Origin of the sequence: Streptomyces rubellomurinus (assembly GCF_000961885.1) — a bacterium.
GTDB classification, from domain to species: Bacteria; Actinomycetota; Actinomycetes; order Streptomycetales; family Streptomycetaceae; genus Kitasatospora; species Kitasatospora rubellomurina.
Window position 1 is genome coordinate 34,087 of sequence record NZ_JZKH01000056.1, and the last position, 17,769, is coordinate 51,855.

13 protein-coding genes are annotated in these 17,769 nt (G+C 73.5%); 2 read left to right on the forward strand and 11 right to left on the reverse strand.

What is annotated here, in order from left to right; all coding sequences use genetic code 11:
* Positions 1 to 31: 31 nt before the first annotated feature.
* Together VM95_RS24465 and proS are read right to left on the reverse strand one after the other, a co-directional pair.
* Complete coding sequence (locus VM95_RS24465; protein WP_045700220.1) at positions 32 to 610, reverse strand: hypothetical protein; 579 nt, start codon at positions 608 to 610, stop codon at positions 32 to 34.
* A 460-nt stretch (positions 611 to 1,070) separates the two neighbouring features.
* Positions 1,071 to 2,483, reverse strand: a complete 1,413-nt coding sequence (gene proS, locus VM95_RS24470) for a proline--tRNA ligase (protein WP_045700221.1) — start codon at positions 2,481 to 2,483, stop codon at positions 1,071 to 1,073.
* Positions 2,484 to 2,876: 393 nt separating this feature from the next.
* Here proS and VM95_RS24475 point away from each other — a divergent pair, with 393 nt between their 5' ends.
* Positions 2,877 to 3,581 carry a class I SAM-dependent methyltransferase gene (locus tag VM95_RS24475; protein ID WP_045700222.1) on the forward strand — a complete coding sequence of 235 codons (705 nt, stop codon included), beginning with the start codon at positions 2,877 to 2,879 and terminating at the stop codon, positions 3,579 to 3,581.
* Positions 3,582 to 3,704: 123 nt separating this feature from the next.
* Here VM95_RS24475 and ftsH read toward each other — a convergent pair whose 3' ends face one another.
* From ftsH to nsdA, 7 genes are all read right to left on the reverse strand, one after another.
* Positions 3,705 to 5,624 (reverse strand): ATP-dependent zinc metalloprotease FtsH, encoded by a 1,920-nt coding sequence (gene ftsH, locus VM95_RS24480; RefSeq protein ID WP_045700223.1) that lies wholly within the window; start codon positions 5,622 to 5,624, stop codon positions 3,705 to 3,707.
* An 83-nt stretch (positions 5,625 to 5,707) separates the two neighbouring features.
* Positions 5,708 to 6,250 carry a GNAT family N-acetyltransferase gene (locus tag VM95_RS24485; RefSeq protein ID WP_045700224.1) on the reverse strand — a complete coding sequence of 181 codons (543 nt, stop codon included), beginning with the start codon at positions 6,248 to 6,250 and terminating at the stop codon, positions 5,708 to 5,710.
* 79 nt (positions 6,251 to 6,329) lie between these two features.
* The gene (gene ffh, locus VM95_RS24490) at positions 6,330 to 7,895 is read right to left on the reverse strand and encodes a signal recognition particle protein (protein WP_045700241.1); all 1,566 of its coding nucleotides are present in this window, start codon (positions 7,893 to 7,895) and stop codon (positions 6,330 to 6,332) included.
* A 112-nt stretch (positions 7,896 to 8,007) separates the two neighbouring features.
* A complete protein-coding gene (locus VM95_RS24495) occupies positions 8,008 to 10,497 on the reverse strand; it encodes a [protein-PII] uridylyltransferase (RefSeq protein ID WP_045700225.1) in 2,490 nt (829 codons plus the stop codon).
* 108 nt (positions 10,498 to 10,605) lie between these two features.
* The gene (locus VM95_RS24500; protein ID WP_045700226.1) at positions 10,606 to 10,944 is read right to left on the reverse strand and encodes a P-II family nitrogen regulator; all 339 of its coding nucleotides are present in this window, start codon (positions 10,942 to 10,944) and stop codon (positions 10,606 to 10,608) included.
* The gene (locus VM95_RS24505; RefSeq protein ID WP_045700227.1) at positions 10,941 to 12,287 is read right to left on the reverse strand and encodes an ammonium transporter; all 1,347 of its coding nucleotides are present in this window, start codon (positions 12,285 to 12,287) and stop codon (positions 10,941 to 10,943) included. The genes VM95_RS24500 and VM95_RS24505 overlap by 4 nt, the downstream gene beginning before the upstream one ends.
* Positions 12,288 to 12,564: 277 nt before the next feature.
* Entirely contained in the window at positions 12,565 to 14,061 is a 1,497-nt protein-coding gene (nsdA, locus tag VM95_RS24510) for a transcriptional repressor NsdA (RefSeq protein ID WP_482259815.1), read from the reverse strand.
* A 569-nt stretch (positions 14,062 to 14,630) separates the two neighbouring features.
* Between nsdA and VM95_RS24515 the strand changes: the two genes are divergently transcribed.
* Positions 14,631 to 15,308 carry a bifunctional DNA primase/polymerase gene (locus VM95_RS24515; protein ID WP_045700229.1) on the forward strand — a complete coding sequence of 226 codons (678 nt, stop codon included), beginning with the start codon at positions 14,631 to 14,633 and terminating at the stop codon, positions 15,306 to 15,308.
* A 94-nt stretch (positions 15,309 to 15,402) separates the two neighbouring features.
* Here the strand turns inward: VM95_RS24515 and ftsY are convergent, their stop codons facing one another.
* Together ftsY and VM95_RS24525 are read right to left on the reverse strand one after the other, a co-directional pair.
* The gene (gene ftsY, locus VM95_RS24520) at positions 15,403 to 16,614 is read right to left on the reverse strand and encodes a signal recognition particle-docking protein FtsY (protein ID WP_045700230.1); all 1,212 of its coding nucleotides are present in this window, start codon (positions 16,612 to 16,614) and stop codon (positions 15,403 to 15,405) included.
* A gap of 48 nt (positions 16,615 to 16,662) precedes the next feature.
* Positions 16,663 to 17,769, reverse strand: a 1,107-nt coding sequence (locus tag VM95_RS24525) for an AAA family ATPase (RefSeq protein ID WP_045700231.1), incomplete at its 5' end; no start/stop codon positions are given.

Genomic DNA, 17,769 nt, shown 5'->3' on the forward strand with positions numbered 1-17,769 from the left:
TCCCCCCGGTTTCGAGCGGTCCCGGCCCGGATTACGCGATCTTGAACGGTTGCTGGCACGCACCGCAGACGATGGACGCCTGCGCGAGCACCGACGGCACGACGCGGACGTTGCGCCCGCAGCCGCAGACCGCCTTGACCCGGACGCCGCCCCCGGAGGAGCCGTGCCGGGCGGCCGGTCCGCGGAAGGCCCGCGTCCCGCCCTCGCCGGCCACCGCTTCCTGGTGCGCGCCCAGGGCGCGGTCCAGGCGCTCGATGGTCCCGGCGTAGCGCTCCTGGGTCTCCTTGAGCATGGTCACCTGGGAGAAGCCGCTGCTGGCGTGCGGCTCCACCGGGTGCGCCAGGCCGAGCTCGGAGGCAAGCATCAGGAAGCGCCGGTTGTGGTAGCGGCCGGCCCGCGAGGTGTCCCGGATGTCCCGGGCCGCGGCCAGACCGTGGGCAGCCTCGTGGAGGAGCCGCTCGAAACCGAGCCGCGTGCCACAGGCCGAGGAGGACTCGCCGATCAGGGCCTCGGGCGAGGCCAGGTCGGGGAGGTCCTGGTGGTAGGCCTGGATGTCGCTCCAGGCGGCGGCCAGTTCGGCCGCGAGAACGAGGGGCTGTGTCGTGCTCACGCTAGACCAACGATGGAGTGCGAGCCGATGTTCCGCATGTTCCCGTTCTCCGGGAATTCCCAGGGAACTCCCAGGAATGCAAGGCCGCGCGCGAATTGCGCGTTCCGGATCTGACGCAAGACCAACCCCCTGCCGGTTTCGGCGCGCCGCGAGGTCGACGTGCCTGGTGAATTCCGTCCTGGGGCGGGCTGTCGCCGACAGGACGTACGGCCCGTGAGCCCTGCCGAGTTGACAGGGCCACGGGCCGTACACCGTACCGCTATTCCGTTAATGCCGGGAGTTGACCGGTCAGTAGCAATCCGGGCCGCCGGTGCGGCCGGGAAGAGTTACCGATTTCTTACCCCGCCGCATTACGGGCAAATGTCGCCCGAGCCGGTCGACAACCTCACCCGATCGGGCGCGGAACACGATCCGTACACCCGATCGGACCACGATCAATGCGGCCGATCGGGTGACCCGGTCAGTACGCGCGCGCGACGATCGCGACGTTGCCGTCCTGGTCGTCCGACGCCGGCACCGAGCCGTCCGCCGCGACGATGCAGCGCACCGTGACGCCCTGCTCGGCCAGCTTGGCCTCGCCCTCCGCGCCGAGGTCCGCCCAGGAGATCCGGCCCCAGCCGGTGGCGGCGGCCTCGACGGCCTCGTCGATGGTCTTGACGTCCACCGTACGGGCCTCGCGGCGCTCGCGGGACTGGCGCAGCAGCAGCGCCTGGTCCTCCTCCAGGACGCCCGGCAGCAGCGCGGCCAGCGCGTCGATGGCGACCGGCTCCTTGCCGCCCGGGATGCGGCGGGCCAGCATCGCGGTGCCGTTCTCCAGGTCGCGCGGGCCGACCTCGATGCGCAGCGGAACGCCCTTGAGCTCCCAGTCGACGGCGCGGCGGCCGAACGGGGTGTCGGTGCGGTCGTCGACCACGACCCGGATGCCGGCGGCCTCCAGCTGGGCGCCGATCTCGCGGACCTTGGCGATGACGGCGTCGTCGCCCTTGATCGCGAGCACGACGGCCTGGACGGCGGCCAGGCGCGGGGGCACCCGCAGGCCGTTGTCGTCGCCGTGGGACATGATCAGGCCGCCGACCATGCGGGTCGAGACGCCCCAGGAGGTCTGCCAGACGTGCTCGCGCTCGGCGCCCTGCAGCTGGTAGGTGGTGTTGAACGCCTTGGCGAAGTTCTGGCCCAGCTCGTGGCTGGTGCCCAGCTGCAGCGCCTTGCCGTCGCCCATCATGCCCTCGAGCGTGAGGGTGTTGATGGCGCCGGCGAAGCGCTCCTTGGCGGTCTTGCGGCCGAGCACGACGTCGATGCCGAGCACGTTCGTCATGAAGTCGCCGTAGACGTCGGTGTGGATCATCGACGCGTACGCGCGGGCGTCCTCGTAGGTGGCGTGGGCGGTGTGGCCCTCCTGCCAGAGGAACTCGGTGGTGCGCAGGAAGACGCGCGGGCGCAGCTCCCAGCGGACCACGTTGGCCCACTGGTTGATCAGCAGCGGCAGGTCGCGGTGGCTCTGGACCCACTTGGAGAAGTACTCGTTGATGATCGTCTCGGAGGTCGGCCGGACGACGACCGGCTCCTCCAGCTGCTTGCCGCCGCCGTGGGTGACCACCGCGAGCTCGGGCGCGAAGCCCTCGACGTGCTCCGCTTCCTTGGTCAGGTAGGACTGCGGGATGAACATCGGGAAGTAGGCGTTCTGCGCGCCGGCCTTCTTGATCCGGGCGTCCATCTCCTGCTGCATCCGCTCCCACAGGCCGTAGCCGTACGGTCGGATGACCATGGTGCCGCGCACCGGACCGTTGTCGGCCAGCTCGGCCTTGTTGATGAGGTCCTGGTACCAGCGCGGGAAGTCTTCCGCCTGGGGGGTGAGAACGGGTGCCTTAGCCATGGGCGGAATGGTACGGGGGGTGGCCGCCCGACTTCGAATCGGTTCACACCCGCGTCAGCGGATCACCGCCCGCAGGGGGCGCACGACCGCGACACGCGCGCACCACCCCGCACCCCTCTGGACGCCGGGCCCGACCCGCTGTTCGCTGGAGTGGGGCGGGACTTTGGGGGAGCCGTAGCAGCACACCGAAGGACCGGATGGGAGGCCGCGATGGCTTCAGCTCGGACGACCGGCAGGACCGGCACGAGCGGCACGGCCGTACGACCGACGGGCGCCCGGCAGACGGGCGCGCGACCAGCGGACGCACGCCCGCCGGACGCACGCCCGCACCACCCGCTCCCGGGGGCCGCCGGGCCCGCACGGGCGCGCGACTGGGCGGAGATCCAGGAGCGCATGCTGGTGCCGCTCTACGAGGCCGTCCACGACCGGCTGGAGGTCGGCCCGGCGAGCAGCGTGCTGGGGCTGGGCTGCCGCTCCGGGCTGGCGCTGCTGCTGGCCGCCGGGCGCGGCGCCCAGGTGGCCGGGCAGGAGCCGCTGGACGAGCTGCGCGAGCTGGCCCGCGGACGGCGGCTGCGGGTGTGCGCCGGGTCCCGTCCGGCCGCCGCCGTCCCCCGCTCGGCCCATTCGCTGGTGACGGTTTTCGAGCAGTTGCCGGGCGCGGCCGATCCCGGCGCGGTGGTCGCCGAGGCGGCCGGGCTGACGGTGCCGGGCGGGCACGTGGTGCTCGCCGTCTGGGGCCCGCCGGAGCGCTGCGAGAGCGCGCCGGTGCTGGACGTGGCGCGCCGGCTGGCGGGCCGGACCACCGCGCGCGACCCGTTCGAGCTGAGCGTGCCCGGCGCGCTGGAGGACCTGCTCGCCCCGGCCGGCCTGCGCCCGGCCGGCAGCGGGCGGGTGGCCTGCCCGTTCGCCTATCCGGACCTCGACAGCGCGGTGCGCGGGCTGCTCTCCACCGGGCTGTTCGAGGCGGCCGAGGAGTTCTCCGGCGCCACGCTGGTGGCCAAGGAGCTGGAGGAGGCGCTGCAGCCGTACCTGCGCCCGGACGGCTCGGTGCGGATGGAGAACGTGTTCCGCTACCTGATCGCCGAGCGGCCGCGCTGAACCCGCGCGGCAGCGCCGGAGCGCCGAGACCGGGGGCGCCCGCCACCACGGCGGGCGCCCCCGGCCTCCGACCTCACGCCTCCCCTGCCCTCCGACCTCGCGCCTCCCCGGCCCTCCGGCCCCTCACGCCTCCTCGGCGCCCTCCCGCGGCACCCCGGCCGCCCGGTAGGCCTGCTCCTCGTCCAGCGTCTCCGCCTCCAGCAGCGCCGCCGCGAGCGCGTCCAGCCGGTGCCGCTGCTCGATCAGCAGCCGCACCGCCTCGTCGTAGCACTCGGAGACGATCCGCCGGGCCTCCTCGTCCACCGCGTCCAGCGTGGTCGGCGCGGCCGACAGCCCGTACGCGCCCTGCGGGTCGCTGGGCACGGCGGTGAGCCGGCCGACCCGCTCGCTCATCCCCCAGCGCCCGGCCATCCCGCGGGCGATGTTGGTGACCTGCTCCAGGTCGCTCTCCGCGCCGGTGGTGATCACGCCGTAGACCACCTGCTCGGCCGCCATCCCGCCGAGCGCGCCGATGATCCGGCCGCGCAGGTAGGGCTCGGTGTACGAGTAGCGGTCGTTCTCCGGGGTGGAGAGGGTGACGCCGAGGGCCCGGCCGCGCGGCACGATGGTGATCTTGCGGACCGGGTCGGCGCCCGGCTGGAGCATGCCCAGCAGGGCGTGCCCGCTCTCGTGGTACGCCGTCCGCTCGCGCTCCTCCTGCGGCATCACCAGCGGCCGTACGGCTCCGAGTTGGACCTTCTCCAGGGCGTCCGAGAGGTCCCGCTCGTTGACCGCGTCCTGCTGCCGCTTGACGGCCAGCAGGGCGGCCTCGTTGACCAGGTTGGCGAGTTCGGCGCCGGTCATCCCGGGGGTGACCTTGGCCAGTTGGGTGAGGTCGGCGTCGCCGGACAGCGGGACGGTCCGGGTGTGGATGCGCAGGATGGCGGCGCGGCCGTCCCGGTCGGGCGGGCTGACGGTGATCCGCCGGTCGAAGCGGCCGGGGCGCAGCAGCGCCGGGTCGAGCACGTCGGCGCGGTTGGTCGCGGCGATCACGATGACGCCCTCGGAGCCGCTGAAGCCGTCCATCTCGGTGAGGATCTGGTTGAGCGTCTGCTCGCGCTCGTCGTGCCCGCCCATGCCGCCGCCGGCGCCGCGCTGGCGGCCGATGGTGTCGATCTCGTCGATGAAGATGATCGCCGGGGCCACCTTGCGGGCCTCGGCGAACAGTTCGCGGACCCGGCTGGCGCCGACGCCGACGATCATCTCGATGAACTCGGAGGCGGAGGCGGAGAAGAACGGCACGTCCGCCTCGCCGGCCACGGCCCGGGCGAGCAGGGTCTTGCCGGTGCCGGGCGGGCCGCTCAGCAGCACGCCGCGCGGCATCTTGGCGCCGAGCCTGCGGTACCGGTCGGGGTTCTTCAAGTAGTCGACGACCTCGGTGAGTTCGGCCTCGACCTCGTCGATGCCGGCCACGTCGGCGAAGGTGGTGCGCTTGCCCTGCTCGGCGGTGACCGGCTTGGGCGGGGCCTTGCGGCCGAGCGGCCCGCCGCCGAGGCCGCCGGCCATCCGGCGGGCGAGCAGCACCCAGATGAAGACCAGCAGCAGCATCGGGGCGAGCGAGAGCAGCAGGTTGGTGAGGAAGCTGCGCTGCTGGACCGGCGAGGTCGCGGTCACCTCGACGCCCTGCTGCTGCAGGGTGGTCCACAGGTTGTCGCCCGCGAACGAGGGCCGCTGGGTGTCGAACTCGGTGTAGTTCCCCTTGCCGCCGTCCGGTTTGGGCTGGGCGCTCTTCAGGGTGCCCTCGATCGCGTCGCCCTTGGCGTAGATCTTGGTGATGTTGCCCTTGTTCAGCTGGTTGTTGAACTCGGTGTAGGAGATCGTGGTGGCGCCCTCGTTGCCGAAGAACGACAGCAGCAGGTCGGAGATCAGGAACACCACGAGGGCGGTGAGGACGAGGCCCGTCCAGCCGCCGGGCATCCGGCGGCGGGGCGGCGGCGGGGGCGGGGCGCCCTCGGACCGCCAGGGCTGGTCGGGGGTCTGGCGCGGCGGCACTGGTTCGGTCACCCACCGGACGATACGGACAGGCGCTCGGACGAGCCAACCGCAACGCCGCGCCCGGACCCCCGCCGCGGGCCTCGGGGCCCGCCCTACCCGCCGGAGCCCGGCCACTCCTCGGCGGTCAGCGCGAAGCGCTCGTGGTCGCGCCAGTCGTCCTGCAGGTAGAGCATCCGCGGGGTGTAGCCCTCGTGCCGGAAGCCCAACCGCTTGGCCATCGCGATCGAACGCTCGTTCTCCGGCTGCACGTTGATCTCCAGCCGGTGCAGGCCCAGCCCGCCGGCGGCGGCCGGGGCGAAGCAGCGGTCCAGGACGAGCCGCAGGCCCTCGGTCATCCGCCCGGTGCCGGCGAACGGCAGGTACGCGTCGTAGCCGAGCGTGGCGTTGCAGAAGCGGCCCATCACGATGTTGGCGACGTTCACCTTGCCGACCATCCCGCCGGACTCCCGGTCGAAGATCAGGAAGGTCCGCAGGCCCGCCCCCTGGCGCTTCAGCAGGTCCGGCAGGCCGTCCGGCTCGACCGGGTTCCACCGCCCGATGTGGTCGGCGGAGCGGCGGACCGCCTCGGCGTAGGGCGCTTTGTCCTCGGGCCTCGGGGCCCTGATCATCACTCGCACGGCAACATCATCGGACATGCGAGCGGCCCGCCGCCCGGAATACCGGGCAACGGGCCGTGCGGCCACGAGAACCGGCGAGGACCGGTTCTCGTGAGGACTACAGCAGGTCCTTGAACTCCTTGGGCAGCTCGAAGTCGGCCGGGCCCTTGCCCGCGCCGAGCCCGAACGCGCCGCCGTCGGCCGGGGCCTGGGCGCCGCCCGGGCCGAGCGCGCGGCGCTCGGCGGCCGCGGCCTCCTCCTGCGCGCGCTTCAACGGGTTGCCGCTCTTGCGCTTGCCCTTGGCCTGCGGGGCCTTCTTGCCGGACTTCTTCGCGCCGCCGCCCATGCCCGGGATCCCCGGCATGCCCGGGATGCCCTTGCCGGAGGCCATCGCGGACATCATCTTGCGGGCCTCGAAGAACCGCTCGATCAGGTTCTTCACCTCGCCGACCTGGACGCCCGAACCCTTGGCGATGCGGGCCCGGCGGGAGCCGTTGACCAGCTCCGGCTCGGCGCGCTCGGCGGGGGTCATCGACTTGATGATCGCGCCGACCCGGTTGACGTCCTTGTCGTCGATGTTGTTGATCTGCTCGCGGATCTGGCCCATGCCGGGCAGCATGCCGAGCAGCTTGGAGATCGAGCCCATCTTCTGGACCTGCTCCAGCTGCGACAGGAAGTCGTCCAGCGTGAACTGCTTCGGGCCGCCGCGCAGCTTGGCGGCGATCTTCTCGGCCTCGGCCTGCGAGAAGGTCTGCTCGGCCTTCTCGATCAGCGAGAGGACGTCACCCATGCCGAGGATGCGCGAGGCCATCCGGTCCGGGTGGAAGGCGTCGAAGTCGTCGACCTTCTCGCCGTTGGAGGCGAACATGATCTGCCGGCCGGTGACGTGCGCCACCGACAGGGCGGCACCGCCGCGGGCGTCGCCGTCGAGCTTGGACAGCACGACACCGGTGAAGTCGACGCCGTCGAGGAAGGCCTGCGCGGTGGTGACCGCGTCCTGGCCGACCATCGCGTCGACGACGAACAGGACCTCGTCCGGGTTGACGGCGGCGCGGATGTCCGCGGCCTGCTGCATCAGCTCGGCGTCGATGCCGAGGCGGCCGGCGGTGTCGACGATGACGACGTCGTACTGCTTCTGCTTGGCGTACTCGATGGAGTCGCGGGCGACCTGCACCGGGTCGCCGACGCCGTTGCCCGGCTGCGGGCCGTAGAAGGCCACGCCGGACCGCTCGGCCATCACCTCGAGCTGGGTGACGGCGTTCGGGCGCTGGAGGTCGCAGGCGACCAGCAGCGGGGTGTGCTTCTGCTTCTTCAGCCAGTGGCCGAGCTTGCCCGCGAGGGTGGTCTTACCGGCACCCTGCAGACCGGCGAGCATGATGACCGTCGGGCCGTTCTTGGCGAACCGCACCCGGCGGGTCTCGCCGCCGAGGATCGCGATGAGCTCCTCGTTGACGATCTTGATGATCTGCTGCGCGGGGTTCAGCGCGCCCGAGACCTCGACGCCGAGCGCCCGCTCCTTGACCTGCTTGATGAAGGCCCGGACGACCGGCAGCGCGACATCCGCCTCCAGCAGCGCGATGCGGATCTCGCGGGCGGTGGCGTCGATGTCCGCCTCGCTCAGGCGGCCCTTGCCCCGGAGGTTCTTGAACGTCGCTGCGAGGCGATCGGAAAGGGTGTCGAACACGTCGGCGCGGGTCCTCTGCGGCATCGGAATCGGTACGGTCGTCGCCCACAAGGGTATCCGGCCGCCCCGGCAACGGTCTCCACCCCTGCACGACCGCCGCCGGCACGGCCGTTCAGCCCAGCGCCGCGCGCACCGCCGCCGCCACCTCCCCGGCCCGCTGGGCGGCCAGCGGGCGGCCCGCCGGGTCGGTCAGGTAGAAGGAGTCGACGGCCTCCGCGCCGAGCGTGGAGACGTGCGCGGTGCGCACCCGCACGCCCGCCCCGTCCAGCGCCCGACCGATCCGGTGCAGCAGCCCGGGGGCGTCGTGCGCGCGCACCTCCAGCACCGTCGCGGTCGCCGAGGCCACCGCGGGCGCCACCGCGACCAGCGGCGGCGGGGTGGGGATGCCCTTGCGGCGCGGGGCGGCGGCGTCCCGCTCGGCGAGGCGCCGGGCGACGTCCAGCGAGCCGTCCAGCGCCCGGCGCAGGTCGGCGCGCAGCCGGGCGGCCTCCGGCAGCTCGCCGAACTCGGCGGCCACCCGCCAGGCGAGCAGCAGCACCGGCCCGGCGCCGACCGGGTCCAGCTCGCGCAGGCTCGCCGAGCGGACGGTCAGCCGGTGCAGCGCGAGCACCCCGGCGACGGTGCCGAGCAGCCCGGGCCGGTCCGGGACGGCCAGGTTCAGCTCGACGCCCATCGGCTCGGCCCCCGGGTCGGCCCCCGGGTCGGCACCCGGGTCGTCCCCCTGCGACGACGCCCGCAGTCCCCCGGTCCGCAGCGCCTGGGCCCGCAGCGCCAGCGCCGGCCCGCCGGTGCGGGCGGCCTCGACGGCCAGCCGCTCCTGCTCCGCGGTCGGCGCGGCCTCGACGACCGGGCTGCCGGCCCCGGCCAGCCGGTCGGCGACCCGGGCCACCAGGCCGTCGACCAGCGAGGCCCGCCAGCCGCTCCACGCCGCCGGGCCGGTGGCCAGCGCGTCGGCCTCGGTGAGCGCGTGCAGCAGTTCCAGCTCGGGCAGCGTGCCGATCACCTTGGTGATCGCCTCCACGGTGGCCGGGTCGTCCGGGTCCCGCCGGGTCGCGGTGTCGACCAGGGTCAGGTGCTGGCGGACCAGCACCGCGAGGGTCTGCACGTCCTCGGGCGGGAAGCCCATCCGGGCGGCGAGGTCGCGGACGATCACCTCGCCTGCCTCGCTGTGGTCGCCGGGCCAGCCCTTGCCGATGTCGTGCAGCAGCGCGGCGACCAGCAACAGGTCGGGCCGGGCCACCCGGCGGGTCATCGCGGCGGCCCGCACCGCCGTCTCCACCAGGTGCCGGTCCACCGTCCAGCGGTGCACGGCGTTGCGCTGCGGGCGGCAGCGGACCCGCTCCCAGTCCGGCAGCAGCCGGGTGACCAGCCCCTCCGCCTCCAGCGCCTCCCACACCGGGACGGCCGCCTCCCCCGCACCGAGCAGGGTGACCAGCTGCTCGCGCGCCTCGTCCGGCCAGGGCACCGGCAGCGGGCGGCACTCGGCGGCCAGCCGGCGCACCGTCGCGTACGAGACGGTCAGGCCGTTCTGGGCGGCGGCGGCCGCGGCGCGCAGCGGCAGCACCGGGTCGGCGGCCGGCCGGGCGCCCTGGGCGAGCACCGCCTCGCCGTCCTGCTCGACCACGCCCTCGGCGAGCGGACGGCGCTCGACGGCGCCGCGGGCCACCGCGCCGCCGCCGCGGCCGGCGCCGGTGAACGGGATGGCCAGCCGACCCACCCGGCGGCCCCGGCCGGAGCGGGCGGCCAGTATCCGGTCGACGGCCCGCCAGGTGACGTCGCTCGCGTAGGCGACGGTGCGGGCGGCCTCGTAGACCTGGCGCAGCAGGGTGTCGGCGTCCAGCACGCCGAGCCGCTCGGCGACCTGGTCCTGGTCCTGGAGGCCGAGCCGGTCGGTGGCCCGGCCGGTGGCCAGGTGCAGCGCGTCCCGGACGTCGGCCAGGCGCTGCGCGGCGGCGTCCAGGCCGTCCCGGGGCGCGTCGGCGAGCCAGGTGGCGGCGATCGCGTCGAGCGCGACCAGGTCGCGCAGGCCGCCGCGGGCCTCCTTGAGGTCGGGCTCCAGCAGGAAGGACAGTTCGCCGTGCCGCTCGGCCCGCTCCCGGCCCAGCTCGCGCAGCTCGGGCAGCCGGGCGGGGGCGCTCGCGCGCCAGTCGGTGAGGACGGCGGAGCGCAGCGCGGCGGTGAGCGCGCCGTCCCCGGCGAGGTGGCGGGCGTCGAGCAGGCCGAGCTGGGCCTTGAGGTCGGCGGCGGCGACGGTACGGGCCTCGGCGACGGTGCGCACCGCGTGGTCGAGCTTGGCGCCCGCGTCCCAGACCGGGTACCAGATCCGCTCGGGCAGCTCGCGGGTGATCGGGCCCTCGTGCAGCAGCAGGACGTCCAGGTCGCTGCGCGGGGACAGTTCGCCGCGCCCGTAGCCGCCGACCGCGACCAGCGCGACCCCGGAGGCCGGGGCGCCGGCGGCGGCGAGCAGTCCGGCCAGCCAGTCGTCGGTGAGCCCGGCGAGCGCGGTGCGGCGCGGGCGGCCCGCCGGGCCGGGGGCGTCGAGCAGCGCGGCCCGGGCGGCGGGGTAGTCCTGCGGGGCGGAAGGACTGCTGGGGGTGCTCATGCGCGTGGGTCCCGTCCGTCGTGCCGGGGCTTGTCGGACAAGCCCGAGGGGGAAACGCCACCGGCGGGCCCGTTCCCCCGAAGGGGTGACGGGCCCGCCCGGGCCGGATCAGAGGGCGTCGGGGCCGCGTTCGCCGGTGCGGACCCGGACGGCGGTGTCGACCGGGACGCTCCAGACCTTGCCGTCGCCGATCTTGCCGGTCCTTGCGGCCTTGACCAGGACCTCGATCAGGTCGTCGGCGTCCTCGTCCTCGACCAGGACCTCGATCCGGACCTTCGGGACCAGGTCGACGGTGTACTCGGCGCCCCGGTAGACCTCGGTGTGGCCGCGCTGGCGGCCGTAGCCGCTGGCCTCGGTGACGGTCAGGCCGTGGACTCCGAAGGCCTGCAGGGCGGCCTTCACCTCGTCCAGGCGGTAGGGCTTGATCACGGCGGTGATGAGCTTCATCGGGCGTCGACCTCGGTCTTCTCGGCGGGCTTCACGGCGGTCCTCTCGGCGGCGGCTCCGGTCAGGCCGGTGACGGCCCGGGCCAGTCCGGCACCCACGGCGCTGAAATCGTAGGCGGACTCGGCGTGTTCGGCCTGGTCGATGCCGGCCACCTCGACCTCCTCGGCGACCCGGAAGCCGACCGTCCTGTCGATCGCCTTGGCCAGCAGCCAGGAGACGGCGAAGGAGTACGCGGCGACCACGGCCACGCCCATCGCCTGCTTGCCGAGCTGCTCCAGCCCGCCGCCGTAGAACAGGCCCTTGGCGGCCTGGCCGACCCCGCCGGTGGCGAACAGGCCGATCAGCAGCGAGCCGATCGCACCGCCGACCGCGTGCACGCCGACCACGTCGAGCGAGTCGTCGAAGCCCCAGCGGTACTTGAGCGAGACGGCGGCGGCGCAGACGACGCCCGCGATCAGGCCGATCGCCACCGCGCCGAGCGGGCTGACCGAGCCGCAGGCCGGGGTGATCGCCACCAGGCCGGCGACGGCCCCGGAGGCGGCGCCCAGCGTGGTGAACGAGCCGTGCTTGAGCTTCTCGTAGGCCAGCCAGCCGATCAGCGCCGCACCGGTGGCGACCTGGGTGTTGACGAAGGCCATCGCGGCGACGCCGTTGGCGGCCAGCGCCGAGCCGGCGTTGAAGCCGAACCAGCCGAACCACAGCAGGCCGGAGCCGAGCATCACCAGCGGCAGGCTGTGCGGGCGCATCGGGTCCTTCTTGAAGCCGACCCGCTTGCCCAGCACCAGGCAGAGCGCGAGGCCCGCGACGCCGGCGTTGATGTGCACGGCCGTCCCGCCGGCGAAGTCGATCACGCCGTTGCGGTCGCCCAGCCAGCCGCCGTTGCCGTTGTCGGTGAAGAACACCCAGTGCGCGACGGGGAAGTAGACGATGCTCACCCAGAGCGCGACGAACAGGCCCCAGGCGGCGAACTTGGCCCGGTCCGCGATGGCGCCGCTGATCAGCGCCGGGGTGATGACCGCGAACATCAGCTGGAACATCGCGAAGGCGGTGACCGGGATGGTCCCGTTGAGGTCGTTCAGCCCGATGCCGCGCATCCCGAGGAAGTCCAGGTTGCCGATCAGGCCGGCGAAGGAGTCGGGCCCGAAGCTGAGCGAGTACCCGTAGAGGACCCAGAGCACGGTGACGATGCCGAGCGAGAGGAAACTCATCGCCAGCATGTTCAGGGTGCTCTTGGCCCTGACCATGCCCCCGTAGAAGAAGGCCAGGCCCGGGGTCATCACCATGACCAGGGCCGCACTGATGAGCACGAAGGCGGTGTCGCCCGCGCTGAAGCCGTCCGGCATCGGCGTCTCCTCTGCGTGAAAACCGATCCACACCCGGGTCCTGTCCCGTGCCACCCGGGGTGTCGGCGATGAGGAGGAGCGTGCCGAAGGCTGGTTTCGGCTGGTGCGGCCGGTTGTTTCACGGCCGTGAAGCGTGCGACGCACGGGTTACGGCCGCGTGAACGCCGCCGTGCCGCCCGGCCGGACGGGCTAGGGTCCGCCGTCGAGTTCCCGGCGGGCGCACGAACGCCACCGACCGTGACGGCGGCCGGTGGCGTTCACGGCGGAGGGGCCGGGCTCAGACCACCGACACGTACTCGGGGATGTCCTGGACGACGCGCTCCTTGAGCCGCGACACCGCGTCCACGCCCTTGAACCGCTCGGCCGCGGCCTCGGTGGTCTTGCGGACCCGCGAGTTCAGCCGCTCCGAGCGCACCTTGGTGGCGATCTCGACGGCCTGCTCGGCCATCACCACGGCCTGCTCGGCCTCCTTCTGCAGCAGGTGCACGCTGGCCATGCCGATCAGGTTGAAGGCGTACGAGCGCACGTGGTCGTCGTCCTGGCGGAACAGGTCGACGGCGCGCTCCATGACCGGCGCGGAGAGCGAGGCGTACAGCTCGGAGTTGTCCGAGTGGTACGCGAGGTCGCGGAAGGAGTGCGCGTTCTCCGCGTTCAGCTCGGCCGGCGAGAAGAACTTCAGCCAGTCCGGCTCCTCGTCCCCCTCCCGGATGTCGGTGAAGGTGTCCTCGGACAGCCGGATCGCCCGGGCGCAGCGGTTCACCTCGCCGATGGTGGCGTAGGCGCGCGCCTCCATCGCGTACAGCAGGGACTGCTGGCGCGGGGTGGCGGTGTCCCGGCTGCCGTACTGGGCCAGGTGGATCAGCTCCAGGGCGTCCTCGCCCCGGTTGAGGTGGATCATCTGGCGGCTCATGTCGGTGAGGATCAGCGCGCCGAACGGGCGGTCGCCGGCCTCCTTGGCCGCGTGCAGGGCGAGCACGTAGTACTTCTGCGCGCTGGGGTGCATGCCGACGTCGTAGGACATCCAGCCGGCCAGGTGGGCGAGTTCGGCGGTGAGCCGGAACAGCCGCTTGGTGGTCAGCTCCGGGTACGTCTCCTGGAGCAGGTCGGTGACCTCGTGCAGCTGGCCGACGACGGCCTTGCGGCGCAGGCCGCCGCCGTTCTGCGCGTCCCACTGGCGGAACATGACCGTGGTCTGCTCCAGCAGTTCCAGCTCGGGCTCGGAGAGCCGGCCGGTGAACGGCTCGCCGCCGTTGGCCGCGGTGAGGATCGGGGTGGGGACGCCGGTCGGGCCGGGGGCCAGCCAGCGCTGCATCGGCTCGATCAGCGCGGCGCCGGCGGTCAGTGCGAGCGAGGTGCCGAGGAAGCCGCGGCGGTTGAGCATCAGGTCGCTGCGGGAGTAGTCGCTGATCAGCTGGACGGTCTGCGGGCCGCTCCACGGCAGGTCGACGCCGCCGCCCACGGTGGAGACCGGGATCGCGGCGCGCAGGCCCAGGTCCTCGATGGAGACGACCGAGCCGAACCGCTCCGAGAACAGCTCCGACATGATCTTCGGGATCGGCTCGCGCGGCTGCTCGCCGTCCAGCCAGCGGCGCACCCGGGAGGTGTCGGTGGACACGTGGAGGGCGCCGATCTGCCGGGCCCGGCGGTTGACCTGGCGGGCCAACTCCCCCTTGGACCAACCGCTGCGGGCGAACCACGTGGTCAGCTTCTCGTTGGGTTGCTTCTCTGCCATGGGAACGTCCCCATCCCGCCCGGCCCCTGCGGGGCCCCCGATCGTGACCGCCCGACGGTTGCGGGCTCTTGCCAGACGTGCCGTGCCTGTGGTGAACAACGCTTCTTCGCACTGGCGTGCCATCCTCGCGGACGGTCCGTCAGATCCCCAACTCCCGTTTCCTGTCGGCCCGGAGTCGACGCTTCGAGAACGCCCGCATGCTGAACGTAACGCCCGGCGCGGCACCGATGGGAGCGGCCCTGGCGAAACGCCACCTTTCGCCACCCCCGGGAGGGAACCGAAGCAGAGGGGCACGCGCTTGACTGGGAGCTCCGAACGGTCCGGCATATGCGGGCCGCCAAGTCCTCCGGTGCACCCCGGCAGCTCCGACAGACCCGGCAATCCACCGAAGCCACAGGCGAGTTCACCGACCACTCGGGTCGGCAACCGACTCGCGCACCCGACGATCCGGCATCCGCGCCGCCCGCACAAGGCGGCGCCCGAGGCGCACCACCGCAACAGGCGCACGCCGCGTGGCGCGCGCCGCCACCGCACCACGCACCACGCAACGGACAATCAACACACAGTCACCATCCCGTAACCACCGGCAACGAGAACCTGTTGGGGGAGGCATGGACAACCTGTTCGGCGAACTTCGGCTGGGACACCTGCGCCTGGCACCGCTGGGCGTGCGCCGCCGCACCAAGGTCACCGCGTCCCAGGCCGCCGCGGAGTACACCGGCCGCTGGGGCTGGGCCGTCGCCACCGGCGAACCGGCCGGCGGTGACGCCGCCCCGACCCGCTGTCCCTGCGGCTCCGTCCGCTGCGCCGCCCCCGGCCTGCACCCCGTCCCGGGCACCGAGAGCCGGGCCCGCACCGCCGGCGCCGAGGCCTCGGTGCTGTTCCCCACCGGCCGCGCCTTCGACGTCCTCGACGTCCCCGAGCAGGCCGGCCTGCAGGCGCTGGTCCGGCTGGAGCGGATGGGCACCCAGGTCGGCCCGGTGCTGGCCTCCCCCACCGGCCGGCTGCAGTTCCTGGTCGCCGCCGGCACCGCCCGCCGGCTGCCCGACCTGCTGTACCGGATGGGCTGGGACGACGCCGCCCTCGACCTCACCTGCCACGGCGAGGGCAGCTACGTCGCCGCCCCGCCCACCGTCCTCGGCGGCCTCGGCCCGGTCCGCTGGCTGCGCCGCCCCACCCGCGACAACGCCGGCTGCCCGCCCGAGGCCCGGCTGCTGCTCGGCACCCTCGCCTACGCCTGCCACCGCGGCCGCGAGCGCACCGCCGAGCCCGCGTGGATCGCCTCGTAGGTCTCGTAGGACTCGTAGGACCCGCAGGAACGGCTCAGGGCAGGCGAAAGGGCCCGCCCCCCACGGGAGCGGACCCTTCACCGGACGGGAAGCCTCAGTCCCCGATCAGCGCGTCCACGAACGCACCCGGCTCGAACGGCGCCAGGTCGTCCGCGCCCTCGCCGAGGCCGACCAGCTTGACCGGCACGCCCAGCTCGCGCTGGACCGCGATCACGATGCCGCCCTTGGCGGTGCCGTCCAGCTTGGTCAGCACGATGCCGGTGATGTCGACCACCTCGGCGAACACCCGGGCCTGGATCAGCCCGTTCTGGCCGGTGGTGGCGTCCAGCACCAGCAGCACCTCGTCCACCGGGCCGTGCTTCTCGACGACCCGCTTGACCTTGCCCAGCTCGTCCATCAGGCCGGTCTTGGTGTGCAGCCGGCCGGCGGTGTCGACCAGCACGGTGTCCGCGCCCTCGGCGATGCCCTCCTTGACCGCGTCGAAGGCGATCGACGCCGGGTCGCCGCCCTCCGGACCGCGGACGGTACGGGCACCGACCCGCTCGCCCCAGGTCTGCAGCTGGTCGGCGGCGGCGGCACGGAAGGTGTCGGCCGCGCCGAGCACCACCTTGCGGCCGTCCGCGACCAGGACGCGGGCCAGCTTGCCGGTGGTGGTCGTCTTGCCAACGCCGTTGACGCCGACGACCAGGACGACGGCCGGGCCCTCCTCGTGCTTGGTGGAGTGGACGGTGCGGTCGGCGTCCGTGCCGATCAGCTCGACCAGCTCCTCGCGCAGCAGGCCGCGCAGCTCGTCCGGCGTCCGGGTGCCGAGCACCTTGACCCGGGTGCGCAGCCGCTCGACCAGCTCCTGGGTGGGGGCGACGCCGACGTCCGCGGTGAGCAGGGTCTCCTCGATCTCCTCCCAGGTGTCCTCGTCCAGGTGCTCGCGGGAGAGCAGCGAGAGCAGGCCCTTGCCGAGCGAGTTCTGCGAGCGGGAGAGCCGGGAGCGCAGCCGGACGAGCCGGCCGGCGGTGGGTTCGGGGACCTCGACGGCGGGAGCGGCCTCGGCCTCCTCGGGGGCCTCGACCTCGACGGCCTCGGGCGCCTCGGGGAGCTCGACCTCCTCGACGGTGCGGCGCGGCTCCTCGGTCGGCGGCGCGGCCTCCTCGCCGACCTGGGGTTCCTGCGGCGTGGGCTTCGGCGCCGTGATGACCGGCGCCTGCGACTTCGGGGGCAGCTGCTGGCGTCGTCTGCCGGAAACGACGAGGCCGGCGATCGCGCCGATGGCGACCACGGCGATGACTACGGCAAGAATCACGAATTCCATAACGCGTCCCAGTATCCGTGACCGGAGCCCGAAAGGACCGCAGCGGGACTACACGGATACCGCTCGGGGCCGCTCGCGGTGCTCGTCCCGCAGCCGCTGGCTGATCACCTGCGAGATGCCGTCGCCCTTCATGGTCACCCCGTACAGGGCGTCGGCGGACTCCATGGTGAGCTTCTGGTGGGTGATCACGATCAGCTGGGAGCTCTCCCGCAGCTCCTCCATGATCCCGACGAGCCGGCGCAGGTTGGTCTCGTCCAGCGCCGCCTCCACCTCGTCCATCACGTAGAACGGGCTGGGCCGGGCCTTGAAGATCGCCACCAGCAGCGCCACCGCGGTCAGCGAGCGCTCGCCGCCGGAGAGCAGCGACAGCCGCTTGACCTTCTTGCCCGGCGGCCGGGCCTCCACCTCGACGCCGGTGGTGAGCATGTTGTCCGGGTCGGTGAGCACCAGCCGGCCCTCGCCGCCCGGGAACAGCCGGGCGAAGACGCCCTCGAACTGGGCGGCGGTGTCGTGGTACGCCGAGGTGAACAGCTGCTCGACCCGCACGTCCACGTCCCGGACGATGTCCAGCAGGTCGCGCCGGCTGCGCTTGAGGTCGTCCAGCTGCTCGCCGAGGAACCGGTGGCGCTCCTCCAGCGCGGCGAACTCCTCCAGCGCCAGCGGGTTCACCTTGCCGAGCTGCTGGTATGCCTTCTCGGCGGCCCTGAGCCGCTTCTCCTGCTCGGCCCGGACGTACGGGTACGGCTCCCCCGGCTCCCCGCCGTCCTCCGGGGGCGAGGGCGGGACGAGCCGGTCCGGCCCGTACGAGGCCAGCAGCTCGCCGCCGTCGATGCCGAACTCCTCCAGCGCGCGGGCCTCCAGCTGCTCGATCCGCAGCCGCTTCTCGGCCCGCAGCACCTCGTCCCGGTGGCCGGCGTCGACCAGCTTGTCCAGCTCCTCCTTCAGCCCCCGCCCGTGCTCGCGGTGCTCGCGGAGCTCCTGCTCGCGCTCGGTGCGGGCCTGTTCGACGGCCGCGCGCCCGGCGTCCGCGCGGGCCAGCGACACCTCCAGGCAGGCCAGCAGCTGCCGGGCGCCGGCCGCGACGGCGGTCGCCACCGCGGCGTCGTGCGCGGCGCGCCGGCGGCGCTCGGCCGCCCGGGCCCGGGCCTCGCGCTC

Excerpts from the sequence above, each read along its gene's own strand:
- VM95_RS24515 (WP_045700229.1), top strand. The coding sequence starts at position 14,631 with ATGGACAACCTGTTCGGCGAACTTCGGCTGGGACACCTGCGCCTGGCA.
- VM95_RS24500 (WP_045700226.1), bottom strand. The coding sequence starts at position 10,944 with ATGAAGCTCATCACCGCCGTGATCAAGCCCTACCGCCTGGACGAGGTG.
- VM95_RS24475 (WP_045700222.1), top strand. The coding sequence starts at position 2,877 with ATGCTGGTGCCGCTCTACGAGGCCGTCCACGACCGGCTGGAGGTCGGC.
- VM95_RS24485 (WP_045700224.1), bottom strand. The coding sequence starts at position 6,250 with ATGTCCGATGATGTTGCCGTGCGAGTGATGATCAGGGCCCCGAGGCCC.
- VM95_RS24505 (WP_045700227.1), bottom strand. The coding sequence starts at position 12,287 with ATGCCGGACGGCTTCAGCGCGGGCGACACCGCCTTCGTGCTCATCAGT.
- VM95_RS24495 (WP_045700225.1), bottom strand. The coding sequence starts at position 10,497 with ATGAGCACCCCCAGCAGTCCTTCCGCCCCGCAGGACTACCCCGCCGCC.
- proS (WP_045700221.1), bottom strand. The coding sequence starts at position 2,483 with ATGGCTAAGGCACCCGTTCTCACCCCCCAGGCGGAAGACTTCCCGCGC.
- ftsY (WP_045700230.1), bottom strand. The coding sequence starts at position 16,614 with ATGGAATTCGTGATTCTTGCCGTAGTCATCGCCGTGGTCGCCATCGGC.